Origin of the sequence: Actinophytocola sp. (assembly GCF_036402745.1) — a bacterium.
Lineage (GTDB): Bacteria > Actinomycetota > Actinomycetes > Mycobacteriales > Pseudonocardiaceae > Actinophytocola.
Window position 1 is genome coordinate 1 of the sequence record NZ_DASWSJ010000183.1, and the last position, 17,900, is coordinate 17,900.

Below are 17,900 nucleotides of genomic sequence, written 5' to 3' on the forward strand. Positions count from 1 at the left end.
CGGGAGGACTGGTGGTCCGCCAACGTGATGGGGCGGCCGTGGAACCAGGCCCGCGGGTTCGTCGCCGCCGCCGCGCGGTCGGTCACCGCCACGCGGCCGAAGTCGGCCGAGGTCGCGCCGTACTCGTGCATGTAGCGGCGCGCGAACATCGCCACCGTCGCCGCCGGGGTGCCCAGGCCCATCGGGTAGTGCCAGCTGTTGTCGATCCCCGCGGACGTGGGCTGCTGGGCCGCCGCCGCCTGCACCCGGCCGAAGCGGCTGCCCGACCGCTCGTTGAACGCCCGGTAGCACAACACCACCGACGCCACCCCGCTCGCCACCGCGAGGACCGCCTGCTGAACCGTCGCGCACGCCGCGCCGCCGCCGTGCGGGATGCGGCTGAAGAACCGCAGCGACGGCACCCCCAGCTCCCGCGCCACCGCGATCTCCGCGCTCGCGTCCATCGAGAACGTCACCATTCCGTCTACATCAGACGGTGACAGGCCCGCGTCCGCCAGGGCGTCGCGGGAGCATTCGGCGGCGAGCTGGAGCTCGCTGCGGCCGGAGTCCTTCGAGAACTCGGTGGCGCCTATGCCGACGACGGCCGCTGTGCCCGAGATGTTCACGACGCCATCGCCAACCGCACTGTCCCGGTGAGATGGTCGCCCAGGCTGTTGCGGCCCACCACCTCGATCACGTACCGCGTCTCACCATCTTCCTCCACCGTGGACGCCACGTGGCCGGTGAACGTCAGCGTCTCGTACGCGTAGCACGGCACGCCGAGCCGGATCGAGATCCGCCTGATCAGCGCCGACGGGCCCGCCCAGTCGGTGACGAACCGTTGCACCAGGCCGGTGTCGGTCAGAATGTTGACGAAGATGTCCTTCGACCCGCGTGCCTGGGCCAGGTCCCGGTCATGGTGCACGTCCTGGAAGTCGCGCGTCGCGAGCGCCGTGCTGACCACGAAGGTCGGGGTCACGTCGATCACCAGCGGCGGCAGGGTCGCCCCGACACCGATCATCGCGGCCTCCACACCGGCATGGTCAGCTCATCGTCCACGCGCACGAACCCGGCCGACACCGCCAGCCCGACCCGCACGTCCTCCGGCGGCACGTCCACCAGCTCCGCGAGCATCCGCACCCCTTCCTCCAGCTCCACCAGCGCCACCACGAACGGCAGCACACGCCCCGGCACCGGCGGGTGGTGGTGCACGACGTAGCTGTAGACCTCGCCCCGCCCGGCGGCCACCACGAACTCCGGCTTCGTCTCCCCGCAGGACGGGCACATCGGCCCCGGCGGATGCCGCAGGGAACCGCACCCACCACACCGCTGGATCCGCAGTTCGCCGGCGGCGGTGCCGTCCCAGAAGAACCTGGTGTCTCGGTTGATCGTCGGCCGGATGAGGTCCGGCGCGGGTGCCGGCGGCGCCGCCGCGGGGCGGAACTTCAGGATGCGGAACAGCATCTCCACCACCGGCTCGTCGCCGACGTACCAGACGCTCCTGGTGGTGACGAACCAACCCTCGCCCAGCGCCGTCCTCTTCGGACCGACCACGCTCTCCAGCCGGGACGCGACCTCGACCGTCTCACCGGGACGCAGATAACGGTGATAGGTCTGGTCGCAGTTCGTCGCGACCACCGACGGGTAGCCGGCCTCGTCCAGCACGGACACCATCGCCCACAGTGGATCGTCGGCGGGGCGGGCGCCGCGCAAGCCGTACATGGTCCATACCTGGGCCATCGCGGGCGGCGCCACCGGTCCACCGTGGACAGACGACGGCTCGGCGTAGACCGGGTTGGCGTCGCCGATCGCCTCGACCCAGTTGCGGATCATCGGCAGGTTCACCGGATCCCGGCCGGCCCGCCGGGAGGACTCCCCCCGCGCGGCCACCGCACGCGCGGCGTCCTCGATGCCGGTCATCGCGGCACCCTCGGCAGGTCCAGGCCGGCCACGGCGATCAGCTCGCGCTGGATCTCGTTCACCCCGCCGCCGAAGGTCAGCACCAGGTTGCGCTTCGCCTGCACGTCCAGCCAGCGCAACAGGTCCGCGGTGGCCGGGTCGGCCGGGTCACCGTGCGCGCCGACGACCGACTCGAGCTCGCGGCCGATCCACTGGAGACGGTCGGAGGAGAACACCTTCGTCGCCGACGCGTCCGCGATCGACACCGCCGACCCGGCCGCCGCGACCTGCCAGTTCAGCAGCTCGTTGATCCGCAGCGACGCGAACGTCCGGGCCAGCGCCCGCCGCACGTCGGGGGCGTCGAGCAGCTCATGGGCGGCGGCCCAGTCGTGGACCCGCTGGTAGAGCGCGGCCACCCGGCCGGCCGGGCCGAGCATCACCCGCTCGTGGTTGAGCTGGGTGGTGATCAGCCGCCAGCCCGCGTTCTCCTTGCCCACCACCCTGTCCAGCGGCACCCGGACGTCCTCGTAGTACGTCGCGTTCACGTGGTGCGCGCCGTCGCAAGTGATGATCGGTGTCCAGGAGAACCCGGGGTCGCGGGTGTCGACGACGAGGATCGAGATGCCCTTGTGCCGCGGCGCGGCCGGGTTGGTGCGGCAGGCGAGCCACACGTAGTCGGCGTCGTGCGCACCGGTCGTGAAGATCTTCTGCCCGTTGACCACGTAGCCGTCGCCGGTGCGGACCGCGCTCGTGCGCAGCGCCGCCAGGTCGGTGCCGGCCTCGGGCTCGGTGTAGCCGATCGCGAAGTGGAGCTCGCCGGCCAGGATCTTCGGCAGGAAGAACGCCTTCTGCGCGTCGGTGCCGAACGCCTGCAGCGTGGGCCCGACCGTCTGCAGCGTCACGTACGGCAGCGGCACGTCGGCCCGCGCCGCCTCGCTGACGAAGATCTGCTGCTCGACCGGGCCGAACCCGTGGCCGCCGTACTCGACCGGCCAGCCGACGCCGAGCCGGCCGTCCCGGCCCATCCGGCGCACGACGGCGCGGTAGGTCTCGCCGTGCCGCTCGGTGAGCATCGCCCTGCGCTCCGATGTGGACAGAAGATCGTCGAAATAGGACCGCAGGTCGTCGCGTAGCGCCAGCTGGCCGGAGGTGAGCTCGATGTCCATGCGCTACCCCGCGATCCGCGCGCCGAGCCGGCCCAGCCGGTGCTCCACGCCGCCGACGTGCCGGACCAGGTCCTTGACGGCCGAGTAGTACCGGTGCAGCGGGTAGCTGGCGTCCACGCCGAGCCCGCCGTGCAGGTGGTGGCAGGTGTGCAGGGCCGGCAGCGCCTCCTCGGCGAGCCAGTACGCGGCGACGTCGAGATCCTCGCCACTGGCCAGCCCGGCGCCGAGCCGCCAGCACGCCGACCACGCGGCCAGGTGCAGCGTGCGCGCGGAGATGTAGACGTCGGCGATCTGCTGGGCCACCGCCTGGAACGTGGCCAGCGGCTTGCCGAACTGCTCGCGGGTCCGCACGTGCGCCGCGGTGAGGTCGAGCGCGCCGGCCACGAGCCCGTCGCCGTACGCGCACGCGCCGGCCACCGCGAGCCGGTGCAGCTCGGCCGCGGCACCGGCCTCGCCCAGCGCCTCCGCCGCCACCCGGTCCAGCACGACCGTGTACTCCGGCGCCCCGCTCGACGACTCGGTCCTGGTCAGCGCCACCCCGCCGGCCGTCGGGTCCACGAGGAACACCCGGTCCCCGGCCGGCACGAGGATCCGGTGGGCCTGCGCGGCGTACCCGACCCCGACCGCCTTGCCGGACAGCGTGTCCCCCGAGGTGGACACCGACCCGCGCAGCGCGGCCGTCAGCAGCCGCTCCCCGGACGCGACCGGCGGCAGCAGCTCGTCCTGCTGCCCGGCCGTGCCGCACCGGAGCACCGGCAGCACGCCCAGCGCGAGCGTGCTCAGCGCGGGCAGCGCCGCCGCGGCCCGGCCCACCTCGGCGAGCAGCACGGCCACCTCGAGCACGCCGAGCCCGTCGCCGTCGAGCCGCTCGGGGATCGCCAGCGACAGCAACCCGGCCTGCCCCAACGCCTTCCACGCGGCGTCCACATCGGACTCCCGGGCCAGCGTGTCGCGGGCCAGCCGGGCGATCGCCTGCTGGGTGTCGTCGAGCCCGAAGTCCATCACTTCTCCCTTGGCAGGCCGAGGATCCGCTCGCCGACGAGGTTCAGCAGCACCTGCGTCGTGCCGCCGGCGATGCTCAGGCACCTGGTCAGCAGGAACTCGTGCAGCACGGGCCCGGAGTCCGCCTCCACCGCGGCGCCGGCCGGCCCGAGCAGCTCGACGGCGGCCTCGGCGACGTCCTGGCGCTGGCGGACCCCGACGAGCTTGCACACGCTCGAGCCGGGCCCGGGGTCGCGGCCGCCGAGCTGGCGCAGCGTCTCCCGGTGGTCCACGAGCGACACGGACAGCCCCTGGGCCACCAGCGCCCCCAGCCGTTCGCGGACCCCGTCGTCCTCGGCGAGCCCGCGGTCGGCGGCCAGCGCGAGCAGCCGCTCGACCCCCTCGCCGAGCGAGGAGCCGGCGCCGATCGCGACCCGCTCGCTGGCGAGCGTGGTCCGGGCGAGCCGCCAGCCGCCGTTCACCTCGCCGACCACGCAGTCCTCCGGCACGAGCACGCCGTCGAGGAACACCTCGTTGAACCTCGCCTCGCCGGTGATCTCGCGCAGCGGGCGCAGCGTGATCCCCGCGGCCCGCATGTCGACCAGGAAGTAGGTGATCCCGGCGTGCTTCGGGACGTCGGGGTCGGTGCGGGCCAGGCAGATCGCCCAGTCCGCGCCGACCGCCTCGGACGTCCACACCTTCTGCCCGTCCAGCCGCCAGCCGCCGGCCACCCGGACCGCCCTGGTGCGCAGCGCGGCGAGGTCGGACCCGGCGCCGGGCTCGGAGAACAGCTGGCACCACCGCAGCGAGCCACGCAACGTCGCCAGCACGAAACGTTCCTGCTGCTCGAGCGTGCCGTGCCGGAGGATCGTCGGCACCGCCCAGGCGCCGATCACCAGGTCCGGCCGGCGGATCCCGGCCCGGTCCAGCTCCTCGTCGATCACCACCTGCTCGCGGGCCGAAGCGGCGCGCCCGTACGGCCGCGGCCAGTGCGGCATCAGGTAGCCGGACTCGGCGAGCCGCTCCCGCCGCGCCTGCGCCGGCGCGGAGGCCAGCGACATCGCGAACTTCCGGGCGTCCCGCCGGACCGTCGCATCATCGGCGGCGGTGTCGACGGTGAGCGAGCGGCGGGCGCCCGCCAGCGCGAGGTCGGCCACCTGCCGCCGCCAGCGCGCGCCCCCGCCGGCGAGCTGCCGGGAGGCGACCGCCCGGCGCAGGTAGAGGTGGGCGTCGTGCTCCCAGGTGAAGCCGATGCCGCCGAGTACCTGGATGCAGTCCTTCGCGTTGGCCACCGCCGCGTCCAGCGCGACCGCGGCCGCCGCCGGCGCGGACAGCGAGGCCGGGTCGCGGGCGGCGTCCCAGGCGAGCGCGCCGGCCTGCTCGGCCCGGCACAGCATCTCCGCGCACAGGTGCTTGACCGCCTGGAACGACCCGATCGGCCGGCCGAACTGCGCACGCACCTTCGCGTGCTCGACGGCCGTGCGCAGGCACCACCGCGCGACACCGGCGCCCTCGGCCGCGAAGAGGGTGGCGGCGAGCGAGGTGACGTCGGCGGTCGTGAGCCCGGTGAGCACCCGGTCGGGCGGCACCCGGACCCGGTCGAGCGTGGCCCGGCCGAGCGGCCGGGAGAAGTCCAATGGGTCCACTGTGGACACGTCGGCCCCGGGCGCCAGCACGAACCACACCGTGCGGCCGCCCTCGGCCCGCGCCGGCAGCAGCAGGTGCGCGTCCTCGTGCGCGCCGAGCACCACGTCGGTCGTGCCGGACACGACGATCCCGCCGTCGCCGTCACCGTTGCCATTGCCCTTGCCTCGACCGCCGGGCTCGACGCTCACCGTGCCGGGCGAGAGCGCGACGCCCGCGGTGGCGGTGCCGTCGGCGAGGCGGCGGGCCAGCGGCTCGGCCGTGCTCATCGCCAGCAGCGCGGTCAGCACGGTCGGCAGGACCGGGCCGGGCACCAGGTCCTCGGCGGCCTGCTCGATCGCGGCGGCCTGGTCGACCAGCGTGCCGCCGACGCCGCCGAGCCGTTCGGGCAGCGCGATGGCGAACAGGCCGAGCGTGGCCAGGTCCGGCCAGTGCGTGCGCCAGCCGCCGGACCCGGCGGATCCTGGCTCCATCCCGCGCACCGTGGCCAGCACGCCCGTCCGCTTCGACACGTCCCGAACGGAGTCCTGGATGGCGAGCTGCACCTCGGTGATCGCGATCGACACGACCACCATTATAGAACGTGTTCCAGTTTTTGCGACGGATCCGCTGTGATCCAGATCCAACACGGTATTAACCTGTCCAGGGCATATTCGGCCGAGCCGTTGGGTAAGCTGGCGACGATCAGGCTGGAACACGTTTCGACTAGGGGAACCGTACCGATGGCAAGACCGCGCACCTCGGGGGCGAACGCGCTGAACGTCCTCACCGACGACGAGCTGGGCTCGGCGGCGCAACGCGACCGGCGCAAGCGCATCCTCGACGCCACCATCGCGCTGGCGTCCAAGGGTGGCTTCGAGGCCGTGCAGATGCGGGCCGTCGCCGAGAAGGCCGACGTCGCGCTCGGCACGCTCTACCGGTACTTCCCGTCCAAGATCCACCTGCTGGTCTCCGGCCTCGCCCGCGAGCTCGAGCGTGGGCAGGAGCGCTCCGAGCGCGCCGCCATCCCCGGCGACACCGCCTACGACCGGCTGCTTTTCGTGCTGGGCCGGATCACCCGCGCCATGCAGCGCGACCCCAACCTCACCGAGGCGATGACCCGCGCGTTCATGTTCGCCGACGCGTCGGCGTCGTCCGAGGTGGACACCGTCGGCAAGCTCATGGACCGGATGTTCACCCGGGCGCTGCACGAGGGCGACCCCACCGAGGAGGACCGGGCGATCGCCCGGGTCATCGGCGACGTCTGGCTGTCCAACCTCGTCGCCTGGGTCACCCGGCGCGCGTCCGCGAGCGACGTGGCGGAGCGGCTGGAGCTCACCGTGCGGCTGCTGGTGCAGCAGCGCGGCGCGTCCAGTTAGTGCACTGAGGACGGCCGGACGGCGGTGGACGAGCACCGTTCGGCACGGCATGCTGAGCTGGTGGCTAGCGAACAGTCGGCGGCGTTCGACCAGATCGGCAGACGGTACGACGAGTCCTTTGTCGAGCGTGACGCGCAGCTGGCCGAGGGCGCGTGGCTGATCGACCAGCTCGACCGGCCGGCCCGGGTGCTCGACCTCGGCTGCGGCAGTGGGCTGCCCACCGCCAAGCAGCTGCTCGACGCCGGCGTCGAGGTCGTCGGCACCGACGAGTCCGCGGTGATGCTGGACCTCGCCCAGCAGCAGGCGCCCGGCGCCACGTACCTGCACCGCGACCTGCGCGACCTCTCCGACCTCGGCGAGTTCGACGCGGCGGTGGCGTTCTTCTCGCTGATCATGCTGCCCAAGGCGGACATCCCGCCGCTGCTCCGCGCGCTGCACGCGAGGCTGCGCGGACCCAAGCTGCTGCAGATCGCGATGGTCCTGGGTGACTTCGACCAGTTCCAGATCAGCTTCCTCGGCGTGCCGACCCAGGTGTGCGCCTACCCGCCGGACGAGCTGCGCCAGGTGCTCGCCGACGCCGGCTTCGAGATCGTCGAGCTGCGCGAGGTCGCCGCGGAGGCCGAGCCGAACCGGCTCGAGGTGCAGATCTACCTACGGGCGCGGGCCGTCTAGACCCACTCGGCGGGCGAGAGGGCGGCACGCAGCTTCGCGAGCGCGCGGTGCTGGGTGACCCGGACCGCGGTCGGCGTGAGGCCGACGGTGGTCGCGGTCTCCTGGGCGGACAGGCCCACGATCAGCCGCAGGCGCAGGATCTCGCGCTGCCGCGGGGGCAGCGTGTTCAGCAGCTCGGCCAGGCGTTCGCGCAGGTCGGCGGCCATCATCTGCTGCTCGGGGCTCGCGCTCACGTCGATGCCGTCGGGCACGTCGGCGGCCGGGTCGGACCGGTCGCGGCCGGCGCGGCGGTAGTGGTCGGCCACCTTGTGCGCGGCGATGCCGTACACGAAGGGGAGGAACGACTCGGGCTCGTCGCTGTAGCGTGTCAGCGCGCCGAGCACGGCGACGCAGATCTCCTGGGCGACATCGTCGGCCGAGGAGTAGGCCGAGCCGCTGCGACCGATCCGTGACCGGCAGTAACGAACAATCGCCGGGCGGATCCATGCGAAGAGGGTGGCGATGGCGTCCCGCTCGCCAGCCATGGAGGAGATGACGAGCTGATGGAACGCTCCGCTCTTCAGTCTCGCGAAGATTTCCGTAGCATCGGACGAGATGACCTGCATGTGAGTGATACTCGTGAATTCGCCCGGATCGGCAACAGAGTCCAAAGGCCCTGTGAAGATTGTGCGGTCGCATCCGCGAGCACCTCGGCCCACGACTACTCTCGGGAGGCGGCGGGCGCTCATCCGAATAGCGGAGTCCCTGGTCGGCTATCGACCCGCTCACGCATCGTGTCCGACAGCGAGCGTTGCGGGCCCAAAGCATACTGCGCGGTCTCGTTCGGCTGGTCGGCGATGATCGACACCGGCGCGCGGACCCAGCCGGGCTGGTTCGCGGCGTTACCGGAGTCAGTTGTATGCGCAGGCCGGGCCATATTTGCAAATTGCTCGCGAGGTTGTCACGCGACGGCTTCGTTTTTCGCCGGATACTTCCAAACGGACCATTCGCCGCCCATAACTGATAGTGCCGGCCGTACTCTTATCCCGTGACCGGCATGCCAGTGGAAGAGCTGGCCGAAACCCTGGTGGAACTCGCCGACGCCCTCGTCGACGAGTTCGACCTCGACGCGTTCCTGGACATGCTGGCGGACCGGTGCGTACGAATTCTCGACGTGCCGGCGGCGGCGTTGTTGCTGGTGAACCATGGTGGCAGGGCCCGCGTGGTGGGTGCGTCGGACGACCCCACGAGGACGCTGGCGCGGCTGGAGAAAGGCCCCGGACCCGACTGTGCGCGAAGCGGCGAGCCGGTGATCGCGGCGGATCTCACCAGGACGTCGCTGCGCTGGCCGGAGTTCACCGCGGGGGCTCTGGCGATCGGTTTCGCCGGCGCGCACGCGCTGCCGATGCGCAGGCGCTCCACGGTGATCGGCGCGCTGGCGATCCTCAGCGAGGTTCCCGAGGAGCTGGACAAGCTCACCGGCAAGGTCGGCCAGGCCGTGGCGGACCTGACGACCATCGGGTTGTTGCAGGTCGACGCGCTGCGCCGGCAGGGGGCGGTGTCGTCGCAGCTGCAACACGCGCTGACGAGCCGGGTGGCGATCGAGCAGGCGAAGGGCGTCACCGGTGAGCGGCTGGGGCTGAGCATGGACGCGGCGTTCAACGCGCTGCGGCGCTACGCGCGGAGCAACAACCTCCGGATGACGGAGCTCGCGGCGTCGGTCGTGGACGGCTCGTTCGACACCGGCCTGCTCAAACCCTGACCGGACATTTCGGGCGCCCCGTCCACGCGACGCCATCTATAACGAATCGAGCAGCGCGCCTCGGTCGGGCTAACCCCCACGGGGGACCCTGCCCGAGATCCGGCGCGCGAACACGCTCAGAAATACCGCTCCGCAACCACCGAACCCCCTCGGACCCGTCCACCCGAGTGGTAACCGATCAAGCCGAGCTACTCGGCGGGGGCTTCAGGCGGTCGATCGACTCGCGCATGTGGGACTCGATCAGGCGGAGCAGCAGCTCCTCGTCGCCGTCGGAGATGGCGTTCACCAGGATGCGGTGCTCGGCCACCAGGTCGTGCGGCTGCGGGTAGTGCTCCTGCAGCGCGGCGAGGCACATCCGGGTCTCCACGAGCAGGGTCTGCGCCATCCGCTCCAGCCGCGAGTTCCCCGAGCAGCTCACCAGCGCCAGGTGGAACGCCTGGTCGGCGTCGCTCATCGCGTTGCGGTCGGCGGACCCGGCGGCGGTCACCAGGTTGTCCAACGCCTCCGCCAGCCGCACGACCGCCTCGCCGCGGTTGCCCTGCATGATCAGCTCGCAGGCCATCCGCTCGATCGCGAGCCGGGCCAGGTAGATGTCGCGCACGTCCTTGGCGTCCAGGTCGATGACGAACAACCCGCGGTGCCGCTCCCCGCGCAGCAGCCCCTCCTGCACCAGCCGCTGCATCGCCTCACGCAGCGGCCCGCGGCTGACCTCGAACCGCGCCGCGAGCTCCGCCTCACCGAGCTGGGTGCCGGGCGCGAACACGCCGTACATGATCGCGGAGCGCAGCTGCTCAGCGATGATCTCCGCGGTCGACTGCCTGGCCACCGGTTCCAACTCGCCGAGCTCACTCACGACTCCCCCTCGCAGGCTCGGTCGAGCCGCTCGCGGACACCCTGTGACACTGATTCGCTCGCAAGCTCGCTCATGACTCCCCCTCACAGGCTCGATGCCGCCGCTCGCGGTCGCCCTGTATCACTGATTCGCTCGCACGCTCACTCATGACCCCAGCCCTCTCCCATTCAAGCGAACAAGGCGCCCAGCCCAGGTCGTGGCGCGGTGTCGCCGATCAACCGGAGCCCCTCCCAGACACTCACCTGGTTCGCGGTCAGCACCGGCTTGCCCAGCCGCTGCTCGAGATCGTCCAGCCAGGCCACCGTGTGCAGCGCGGTGTCGGGCACCAGCACCGCCTCGGCGTCGGCGTGGTCGTTGGCGGCGACGAAGTCCAGCACGTCCTCGCGGCCGAGCGTGCCCACCTCCGCCGCGGTGACGATTCCCTTGCAGGACAACGACACCACGTCCACGGAGGCCGCGTCCAAGAACCCGGCGAACCGCTCCGCCACGTCCTGCGGGTACGTCGCGGCCACCGCCACCCGGGACAGGCCGAGGTGCCGGACCGCGTTGACGAAGGCGAAGGACGTACTCGACGCCGGCACGTCCGCCGCCGTGCGCACACCGTCCACTTGGGCCGCCGCACCGTCCCAACCGAACACGAAGCTGCCGCTGGTGCACGCCCACACGGCCGCGTCGACGCCGAGCGAGCGCAGCGAGCGGGCGCCGTCGCCGAGCACGTCCGCGCCGCCGATGTCGAGCAGCGCGTCGACCCGGTGCGCGTCCTCGCGCATCAGGGTGTGGACCACGGGCAGGCGCACCGGCCGGCCGGCAGCGACCAGCAGCCGCTCCATGGTCGGGTAGTCGTCCTCCGCGCTGTAGCCCGGGTACAGGAAACCGACGGTATGACTCATGATTGTTGACAATCCTAGCGCTCAGGCGGCATGTGTCTCGCTGATCTCCGACAACCACTGCCCGGCCGCCATCATCGGCGAGCCGATCTGGCGCAGTGCGGACCACATGGTGACCTGGTTGGCGGTCAGCACCGGCTTGCCGAGCCAGCGCTCGAGCGGGCCGATGATGTCGTAGGTGGGCACGTTGGTACAGCTGATGAACAGCCCGTCGGCCTCCGCCACGTCCACGGCGGTGACCGCCTGGACGGTCTCGGCGTAACCGACCTTCCAGATGTGGTCGAGCAGCCCCAGCCCGACGCTCGAGACGACCTCCACGCGGTGCTCGGCGAGGAAGGAGAGCAGCCGCTCGGTGACGCTGTCGATGTAGGGCGTGACCACCGCGATCCGCCGCAGCCCCAGCGCGTTCAGCGCGGCGATGAGCCCGCCCGAGGTGGTGGTGGCCGACGGCGCGCCGGCGGCGAGCATGCTGCCGGTCAGCGCCTGCTCGCCGGCCATGCCGCCGACGAAGCTGCCCGACGCGCACGCGTAGGTGACCACGAGCGGCTCCGGCGCGAGCACGTCGGCCGTGGCCCGGCGGACCCGTTCGGGGTCGCTGAGCTCGATGGCCATCTCGACGGTCACCGGCACCGGGACGAACGGGAGCCTGGTGAGGTAGAGGGAGATGTCATCGGGCGCCCAGCGCCACAGCTCACGATCGAGGGCGAAGTCGAACGGCGCGACCACGCCGACCCCGCGCTGGGTGACGAGCTCCGGGCCGATGATCTCCACGGCCCTGTCTCTGGAATACAACATGCCGGCCGCCGTCAGTCGTCGAGTCGCTGGTACACCAGCCGTTCGCCGACGCTGCCGGATCGCCACACGTCGTTGCACGCCTCCGCCATGGCCGGCAGGCCCTCGACGATGGTGGCGTAGACGTTGCCGGGCACCCAGCCGACATCGCCGTTGAGCAGGATGTTGTTGCGGCCGTAGAAGATGGCCAGGTCGATCACGCCGGGCAGGGCCTCGAGACCCTTCTCCTCCTTGAAGCCCCGGTCGAGCATGCCGCCGTGGAAGTCGAAGAACACCACGTCGCCGGGGATCGGGGTGACGGTCGGGTTCTCCAGCCCGATCGGCGCGTCCACGAACCGCTCGACCATCGTGTACACCTCGTTGCGGGCGTACTTGGCGTGGTGGGCGGGACCGCCGTGGGGCAGCGACTGCCACACGGCCTCACAGGTTCGTGGTGCGTCCTTGTCCAGCAGCTGGGCGACGCAGGAGACGCCGCGGCGCTCCAAAGAGATCGTCATGAACCTCGACATCAGCAATCCCAACGGTCAAATGCAGCACCTGTAGTTCTGGTCGTGCTCTCCCGCGGGCTGCAGCGACCGCGCCGATTGTTGACAATCATACGAGCGGCTCTTAGCGTGTCAATCCCTCACAGCTCCCCGCGCACGGACCACTCGTTGAGGGGAGCATTGATCCATGACCTCGCCACGCTCCGCGACTGTTGTCGTCCTGCACTCGCATTCGGGTGATACCGGCAAACCCCCGGGCACGGAGGCGCTGGACGACCTCGCCGAGGTCCGCTTCGTCACCGAGAACGACCTGGCCAGCGCGCTGCCGGGGGCCGACGTGCTGTTCGTCTGGGACTTCCGCTCGCACGCCCTCGCGACGGCCTGGCCTGCGGCGGAGTCGTTGCGCTGGGTACACGCCGGCAGCGCAGGGGTGAACCACGTGCTGTGCGAGGAGGTGATCGCCGGAGAGGTCGTCGTGACCAACTCGCGCGGGGTCTTCGACGAGCCGATGGCCGAGTACGTCCTCGCCCTCGCGCTCGCCCTGGCCAAGGACCTGCCGACGACGGTGCGCCTGCAGCACGAGCGGCGCTGGCGGCACCGGGAGACCGAGCGGCTCGGCGGCAGGCGCGCGCTCGTCGCGGGCACCGGCCCGATCGGCCGGGCGATCGGCCGCAAGCTGGCCGCGGCCGGCATGACGGTCACCGGCGTCGGCCGGCGGGCCCGCGAGTCCGACCCGGACCTCGGCTCGGTGCTGCCGATGGAGCGGCTGCACGAGGGGCTGGCCGAGGCCGACTACGTCGTGCTGGCCGCGCCGCTCACCGAGGCGACCCGGGGCATGATCGACAGGGCCGCGCTGGCCAGGATGAAGCCGACCGCCCGGTTGATCAACGTCGGCCGCGGGCCGCTCGTGGACCAGGACGCCCTGATCGAGGCGCTGGTCGCCGGGGACATCGCCGGCGCCGCGCTGGACGTGTTCGCCAACGAGCCACTGCCCGACACGTCCGCTTTGTGGGTGCTGCCCAACGTGATCGTCTCGCCGCACATGTCCGGGGACGTGGTGGGGTGGCGGGCGGAACTGGTAGCACTGTTCCTCGACAACCTGACCAGGTATCTGGACGGCCGGCCGCTGCGCAACGTCGTGGACAAGCGACACGGGTACGTCCGGGAAGGAACATCGTGACGACTGGCCCTGCCGAGCTGTCCGCGATCGAGCTGCTCGCCGCCTACCGCGCGGGCAGCCTGTCCCCCGTCGAGGTCGCCCGGGACGCGCTGGACCGCATCGCCGCGGTCAACGACGCGGTGAACGCCTACTGCCTCGTCGACCCGGACCGGACGCTGGCCGACGCGGCCGCGGCCGAGGAGCGCTGGCGCCGCGGCGAGCAGCGCGGCCTGCTCGACGGCGTGCCGGTGTCCATCAAGGACATCCTGCTCAGCCGCGGCTGGCCGACGCTGCGCGGCTCGCACACCGTCGACCCGCGGCAGGCGTGGGACGTCGACGCGCCGGCGGTGGCCCGGCTGCGCGAGAACAACGCGGTGCTGGTCGGCAAGACGACCACGCCGGAGCTCGGCTGGAAGGGCGTGACCGACAGCCCGCTCACCGGCATCACCCGAAACCCTTGGGATGTCAAGAAAACCGCCGGCGGGTCGAGCGGCGGCGCGGCCGCCGCGGTCGCCACCGGCACGAGCCCGATCTCGATCGGCACCGACGGCGGCGGCTCGGTCCGCATCCCCGCGGCGTTCAGCGGCGTGTTCGGCATCAAGCCCACCTACGGCGTCGTGCCGCTCTTCCCGGCGAGTCCCTACGGCACGCTCGCGCACGTCGGCCCGCTGTCCTGGACGGTGGCCGACAGCGCGCTCGCGCTGGACGTGCTGTCCGGTCCGGACAGTCGCGACTGGACGGCCGGGCCGCGCCAGGAGCCGGTGTCGGCGACCCTCGACGCGGGGGTGGCCGGCATGCGCATCGCGTTCAGCCCCACGCTCGGCTTCGCCCGGGTCGATCCGGAGGTGGCCGCGCTGGTCGCCACGGCCGCCAAGGTCTTCACCGACCTCGGCGCGCGGGTGGAGGTGGTCGACCCGGCGATCGACGACCCGGTGGAGGCGTTCCACGTGCTGTGGTTCGCCGGCGCGGCGGCGTCCATCGTGGCCTTGTCGCCCGCGCAGCGCGCGCGACTCGACCCGGGGCTGCTGGAGATCTGCGAGGAGGGCGCCACCCGGTCCGCCCTGGACTACGTCGCCGCCACGGGTGTGCGCGCGGACCTGGGGCGGATCATGGGCGAGTTCCACGAGCACTTCGACCTGCTGCTGACCCCGACGATGCCGATCGCCGCGTTCGACGCCGGGGTCGAGGTGCCGAGCGGGTCGGACGCGGCGCGGTGGACCAGCTGGACGCCGTTCACCTACCCGTTCAACATGACCCAGCAGCCGGCGGCGAGCCTGCCGTGCGGGTTCACCTCGGCCGGACTGCCGGTGGGCCTGCAGGTGGTGGGGCCCAAGCACGCCGACGCCCGCGTGCTCACCGCGTGCAAGGCGTTCGAGGAAGCCCGTCCGTGGCAAGGAAAACGCCCCGCCCTCGGGTGACCGCGACCACACCCGACCAGCGCCCTGCGCTACCCTACTCTACAGTAGGTACCGTTACTTTACTCCCGAGTAGGTAGGGGTGGTTCGGGGTGTCGCCCAGCGAAGGTCCTGGCGCCAGGCCGCACAAGCGCACCGCGATCGGGACCGCGATGTCGGTGCTGAACCGGCTGGCCGGGGCCCGGGTCGTGGAACGCCTTGGCATCAAGGCGCCGGTGGACCGCGCGGTCTATCAGGCGACGAAGGCCGGGTTCAGCACGATCGGCGCGGCGAACCGGACGTTCGTCGCGGCGCGCAAGCTCGGCAGGCCCGAGCGGCTGCCGGCGGCGGGCGACCGCGGCGTGTTCGACCTGACGCCCACCGAGGAGCAGCAGCTGATCGCGGACACGGTCCGCGAGTTCGCCGCCGAGCAGCTGCGCCCGGCCGCCGCGGTGGCCGACGACAAGTGCGAGACGCCGCCGGAGCTGCTCGGCACGGCCGCGTCGCTCGGCCTCACGCTGGTCGGGGTGCCCGAGGAGCTCGGCGGCCTGGCCACCGAGCGCTCGACGGTGACCAATGTCCTGGTCGCCGAGGCCCTCGCGCACGGCGACCTGGGTCTGGCGCTCGCGTGCCTGGCGCCGGCGGCGGTGTCCAACGCGCTGGTGCGGTGGGGCGAGGAGACCCAGCAGGCGACGTACCTGCCGGCGTTCGTCGGCGACGACGTGCCGGCGGCGGCGCTGGCGGTGCAGGAGCCGCGGCCGCTGTTCGACCCGTTCTCCTTGCACACCAAGGCATATCGGACCGCCGGCGGGTTCGTGCTCGAGGGCGTGAAGTCGCTCGTGCCGCGGGCTTCGGCCGCCGAGCTGTTCGTCGTGGCGGCCGAGCTGGACGGGCGCGGGCCGGCCCTGTTCATCGTGGAGTCCTCGTCGGCCGGGCTCACCGTCGAGTCCGAGCCGGCGATGGGCCTGCGGGCCGCCGCCACCGGCCGGCTGGTGCTGTCGCAGGTGTCGGTGCCGTCCTCGGCCCTGCTCGGCGGCGCGGACCCGGCGGTGTACGCGGACTGCGTGCGGCTGGCCCGGCTGGGCTGGTGCGCGCTGGCGGTCGGGACCGGCGCGGCGGTGCTGGAGTACGTGACGGGGTACGTGAACGACCGGGTGGCGTTCGGCGAGCCGGTGTCGCACCGACAGGGTGTGGCGTTCAAGGTCGCGGACATCGGCACGGAGCTGGACGGGATGCGGCTGGTGACCTACCGCGCGGCTTCCCGGGCAGAGCAGGGGAAGCCGTTCGCACGCGAGGTCGCACTGGCCCGGAAGCTGTGTGCGGACAAGGGAATGGCGATCGGCAGCGACGGCGTGCAGCTGCTCGGCGGGCACGGGTTCGTCAAGGAGCACCCGGTGGAGCGGTGGTACCGGGACCTGCGGGCGGTCGGGCTGATGGAAGGCGCGGTGCTGGTGTGATCAACCTCGAGGTTCCCCGCAAGTTCACGACGCTGGTCGACCAGGCCCGGCAGGCGGCGGTGGCGTTCCTGCGGCCGAACTCGCGGAAGTACGACCAGGCCGAGCACACGTACCCCAAGGAGCTCGACACGCTCGCGGCGCTGCTGGACGGGCTCTCGGCCTCCGGCGGCGGGGCCGGTACCGGTGGCGTGCGCCGGTCGTCGTCGAAGCGGCCGCGGGGTGAGGTCGTGAACGGCGGCAACATGTCCCTCGCGCTGGGCACGATGGAGATGTGCTGGGGTGACGCGGGTCTGCTGCTGTCGATGCCGCGGCAGGGCCTCGGGAACGCGGCGATCGCGTCGGTCGCGGACGAGTCGCAGCTGGCCCGGTACAAGGGAAAGTGGGCCGCGATGGCGATCACCGAGCCGGACACCGGCTCGGACTCGGGTGCCATCCGCACGACCGCCGTCCGCGACGGGGATTTCTACGTGCTCAACGGGGAGAAGATCTTCGTGACCTCCGGCGAGCGGGCCGACTGCGTCGTCGTCTGGGCCACGTTGGACCGCAGCAAGGGAAAGGCCGCGATCAAGTCCTTTGTGGTCGACAGGGACACGCCGGGCTTCGAGCTGGTGCGGCTGGAGCACAAGCTGGGCATCCGCGCCTCCGACACGGCGCATTTCCGGCTCGACAACTGCCGGGTGCCGGCGTCGAACCTGCTGGGCAGCCCGGAGATCAAGCCTGAGCAGGGCTTTGCCGGCGTGATGCAGACGTTCGACAACACCCGCCCCCTGGTGGCCGCGATGGCCGTGGGCATCGCCCGGGCCGCGCTGGAGGAGACCCGCCGCCTGCTGTCCGCCGCGGGGGTCGAGATCGACTACGACCGCCCGTCCCTGTCCCAGCCCGCCGCGGCGGCCGCCTTCCTGGAGATGGAGGCCGACTACGAGTCGGCGTACCTGTTGACCCTCCAGGCAGCGTGGATGGCCGACAACGGCAAGCCGAACTCCCTGCAAGCCTCCTACGCGAAGGCGAAGGCGGGCCGCAGCGCGACGTCGATCACCCTGCGCTGCGTGGAGCTGTGCGGGAGCATCGGCTACACGGAGCACGAGCTGCTGGAGAAGTGGTCCCGCGACGCGAAGATCATGGACATCTTCGAGGGGACACAGCAGATCCAGCAGCTGATCATCGCCCGCCGCCTGCTCGGAAAGACCAGCGCCCAGCTCAAGTGACCTGCCAAAACGGACCCCGCCACCACTGTCCATATCGGACTTGATGGCCGGTCCGCCGCTTCCTGAGTGATCTTCATCTGGCCGGTTCTCAAGATCAGGCCGCCTCCAGGCCGTCTGTCGCATCAGACCGCCCGAACACGCCGTCGACCGCGACCCGCGCCCGCTCGTGGCTGGACGGGACGAGGTGCGTGTAGGTCCGAAGCATGAACCCCGGATCAGCGTGGCCAA

17 protein-coding genes and 1 pseudogene are annotated in these 17,900 nt (G+C 71.9%); 7 read left to right on the forward strand and 11 right to left on the reverse strand.

All coding sequences use genetic code 11. The features are described 5' to 3' along the window. The 6 genes and pseudogenes from VGD70_RS17875 to VGD70_RS17900 all read right to left on the reverse strand — a co-directional run. Positions 1 to 605 (reverse strand): annotated as a pseudogene (locus tag VGD70_RS17875) (lipid-transfer protein); the annotation flags it as partial. After that, positions 602 to 1,000, reverse strand: a complete 399-nt coding sequence (locus tag VGD70_RS17880; RefSeq protein ID WP_331082664.1) for a MaoC family dehydratase — start codon at positions 998 to 1,000, stop codon at positions 602 to 604. The gene VGD70_RS17880 and the pseudogene VGD70_RS17875, both read right to left, overlap by 4 nt. Then, positions 997 to 1,899, reverse strand: coding sequence for a bifunctional MaoC family dehydratase N-terminal/OB-fold nucleic acid binding domain-containing protein (locus tag VGD70_RS17885; protein WP_331082666.1), 903 nt, complete (start codon positions 1,897 to 1,899; stop codon positions 997 to 999). The genes VGD70_RS17880 and VGD70_RS17885 overlap by 4 nt, the downstream gene beginning before the upstream one ends. Further along, positions 1,896 to 3,044, reverse strand: coding sequence for an acyl-CoA dehydrogenase family protein (locus tag VGD70_RS17890; RefSeq protein ID WP_331082668.1), 1,149 nt, complete (start codon positions 3,042 to 3,044; stop codon positions 1,896 to 1,898). The genes VGD70_RS17885 and VGD70_RS17890 overlap by 4 nt, the downstream gene beginning before the upstream one ends. A gap of 3 nt (positions 3,045 to 3,047) precedes the next feature. After that, entirely contained in the window at positions 3,048 to 4,046 is a 999-nt protein-coding gene (locus VGD70_RS17895) for an acyl-CoA dehydrogenase family protein (RefSeq protein WP_331082670.1), read from the reverse strand. Further along, complete coding sequence (locus VGD70_RS17900) at positions 4,046 to 6,235, reverse strand: acyl-CoA dehydrogenase (protein ID WP_331082672.1); 2,190 nt, start codon at positions 6,233 to 6,235, stop codon at positions 4,046 to 4,048. Before VGD70_RS17900 ends, VGD70_RS17895 begins: the two co-directional genes overlap by 1 nt. 156 nt (positions 6,236 to 6,391) lie before the next feature. On the opposite strand from VGD70_RS17900, the gene kstR reads away from it, so the two are divergent. Then, complete coding sequence (kstR, locus tag VGD70_RS17905) at positions 6,392 to 7,027, forward strand: cholesterol catabolism transcriptional regulator KstR (RefSeq protein WP_331082674.1); 636 nt, start codon at positions 6,392 to 6,394, stop codon at positions 7,025 to 7,027. 60 nt (positions 7,028 to 7,087) lie between these two features. Next, the gene (locus tag VGD70_RS17910; protein WP_331082676.1) at positions 7,088 to 7,699 is read left to right on the forward strand and encodes a class I SAM-dependent DNA methyltransferase; all 612 of its coding nucleotides are present in this window, start codon (positions 7,088 to 7,090) and stop codon (positions 7,697 to 7,699) included. On the opposite strand, the gene shbA is transcribed toward VGD70_RS17910, so the two are convergent. Further along, positions 7,696 to 8,427, reverse strand: coding sequence for an RNA polymerase sigma factor ShbA (gene shbA, locus VGD70_RS17915; protein WP_414637991.1), 732 nt, complete (start codon positions 8,425 to 8,427; stop codon positions 7,696 to 7,698). The genes VGD70_RS17910 and shbA overlap by 4 nt on opposite strands. Positions 8,428 to 8,735: 308 nt before the next feature. On the opposite strand from shbA, the gene VGD70_RS17920 reads away from it, so the two are divergent. Next, positions 8,736 to 9,440 carry a GAF and ANTAR domain-containing protein gene (locus VGD70_RS17920; protein WP_331082693.1) on the forward strand — a complete coding sequence of 235 codons (705 nt, stop codon included), beginning with the start codon at positions 8,736 to 8,738 and terminating at the stop codon, positions 9,438 to 9,440. A gap of 178 nt (positions 9,441 to 9,618) precedes the next feature. On the opposite strand, the gene VGD70_RS17925 is transcribed toward VGD70_RS17920, so the two are convergent. The 4 genes from VGD70_RS17925 to VGD70_RS17940 form a co-directional block, all read right to left on the reverse strand. Continuing rightward, on the reverse strand, positions 9,619 to 10,293 hold the full coding sequence (locus VGD70_RS17925; RefSeq protein WP_331082678.1) for a GntR family transcriptional regulator: 675 nt from the start codon (positions 10,291 to 10,293) through the stop codon (positions 9,619 to 9,621). 167 nt (positions 10,294 to 10,460) lie between these two features. Next, positions 10,461 to 11,183 (reverse strand): maleate cis-trans isomerase, encoded by a 723-nt coding sequence (locus VGD70_RS17930; protein ID WP_331082680.1) that lies wholly within the window; start codon positions 11,181 to 11,183, stop codon positions 10,461 to 10,463. 21 nt (positions 11,184 to 11,204) lie between these two features. Further along, positions 11,205 to 11,975 (reverse strand): Asp/Glu racemase, encoded by a 771-nt coding sequence (locus VGD70_RS17935; protein ID WP_331082682.1) that lies wholly within the window; start codon positions 11,973 to 11,975, stop codon positions 11,205 to 11,207. Positions 11,976 to 11,986: 11 nt separating this feature from the next. Beyond that, positions 11,987 to 12,481, reverse strand: coding sequence for a DUF3830 family protein (locus VGD70_RS17940; RefSeq protein ID WP_331082684.1), 495 nt, complete (start codon positions 12,479 to 12,481; stop codon positions 11,987 to 11,989). A 163-nt stretch (positions 12,482 to 12,644) separates the two neighbouring features. On the opposite strand from VGD70_RS17940, the gene VGD70_RS17945 reads away from it, so the two are divergent. The 4 genes from VGD70_RS17945 (at position 12,645) to VGD70_RS17960 (ending at position 17,672) form a co-directional block, all read left to right on the forward strand. Next, positions 12,645 to 13,637: a D-2-hydroxyacid dehydrogenase gene (locus tag VGD70_RS17945; RefSeq protein ID WP_331082685.1), complete on the forward strand. Its 993-nt coding sequence runs from the start codon at positions 12,645 to 12,647 to the stop codon at positions 13,635 to 13,637. Further along, a complete protein-coding gene (locus tag VGD70_RS17950) occupies positions 13,634 to 15,034 on the forward strand; it encodes an amidase (protein ID WP_331082687.1) in 1,401 nt (466 codons plus the stop codon). Before VGD70_RS17945 ends, VGD70_RS17950 begins: the two co-directional genes overlap by 4 nt. A gap of 137 nt (positions 15,035 to 15,171) precedes the next feature. Then, entirely contained in the window at positions 15,172 to 16,467 is a 1,296-nt protein-coding gene (locus VGD70_RS17955; RefSeq protein WP_331082695.1) for an acyl-CoA dehydrogenase family protein, read from the forward strand. Beyond that, a complete protein-coding gene (locus tag VGD70_RS17960) occupies positions 16,464 to 17,672 on the forward strand; it encodes an acyl-CoA dehydrogenase family protein (RefSeq protein ID WP_331082689.1) in 1,209 nt (402 codons plus the stop codon). The genes VGD70_RS17955 and VGD70_RS17960 overlap by 4 nt, the downstream gene beginning before the upstream one ends. Positions 17,673 to 17,900: the final 228 nt, after the last annotated feature.

Excerpts from the sequence above, each read along its gene's own strand:
- VGD70_RS17880 (WP_331082664.1), bottom strand. The coding sequence starts at position 1,000 with ATGATCGGTGTCGGGGCGACCCTGCCGCCGCTGGTGATCGACGTGACC.
- VGD70_RS17885 (WP_331082666.1), bottom strand. The coding sequence starts at position 1,899 with ATGACCGGCATCGAGGACGCCGCGCGTGCGGTGGCCGCGCGGGGGGAG.
- VGD70_RS17890 (WP_331082668.1), bottom strand. The coding sequence starts at position 3,044 with ATGGACATCGAGCTCACCTCCGGCCAGCTGGCGCTACGCGACGACCTG.
- VGD70_RS17895 (WP_331082670.1), bottom strand. The coding sequence starts at position 4,046 with ATGGACTTCGGGCTCGACGACACCCAGCAGGCGATCGCCCGGCTGGCC.
- kstR (WP_331082674.1), top strand. The coding sequence starts at position 6,392 with ATGGCAAGACCGCGCACCTCGGGGGCGAACGCGCTGAACGTCCTCACC.
- shbA (WP_414637991.1), bottom strand. The coding sequence starts at position 8,427 with ATGAGCGCCCGCCGCCTCCCGAGAGTAGTCGTGGGCCGAGGTGCTCGC.
- VGD70_RS17920 (WP_331082693.1), top strand. The coding sequence starts at position 8,736 with ATGCCAGTGGAAGAGCTGGCCGAAACCCTGGTGGAACTCGCCGACGCC.
- VGD70_RS17930 (WP_331082680.1), bottom strand. The coding sequence starts at position 11,183 with ATGAGTCATACCGTCGGTTTCCTGTACCCGGGCTACAGCGCGGAGGAC.
- VGD70_RS17935 (WP_331082682.1), bottom strand. The coding sequence starts at position 11,975 with ATGTTGTATTCCAGAGACAGGGCCGTGGAGATCATCGGCCCGGAGCTC.
- VGD70_RS17940 (WP_331082684.1), bottom strand. The coding sequence starts at position 12,481 with ATGTCGAGGTTCATGACGATCTCTTTGGAGCGCCGCGGCGTCTCCTGC.
- VGD70_RS17945 (WP_331082685.1), top strand. The coding sequence starts at position 12,645 with ATGACCTCGCCACGCTCCGCGACTGTTGTCGTCCTGCACTCGCATTCG.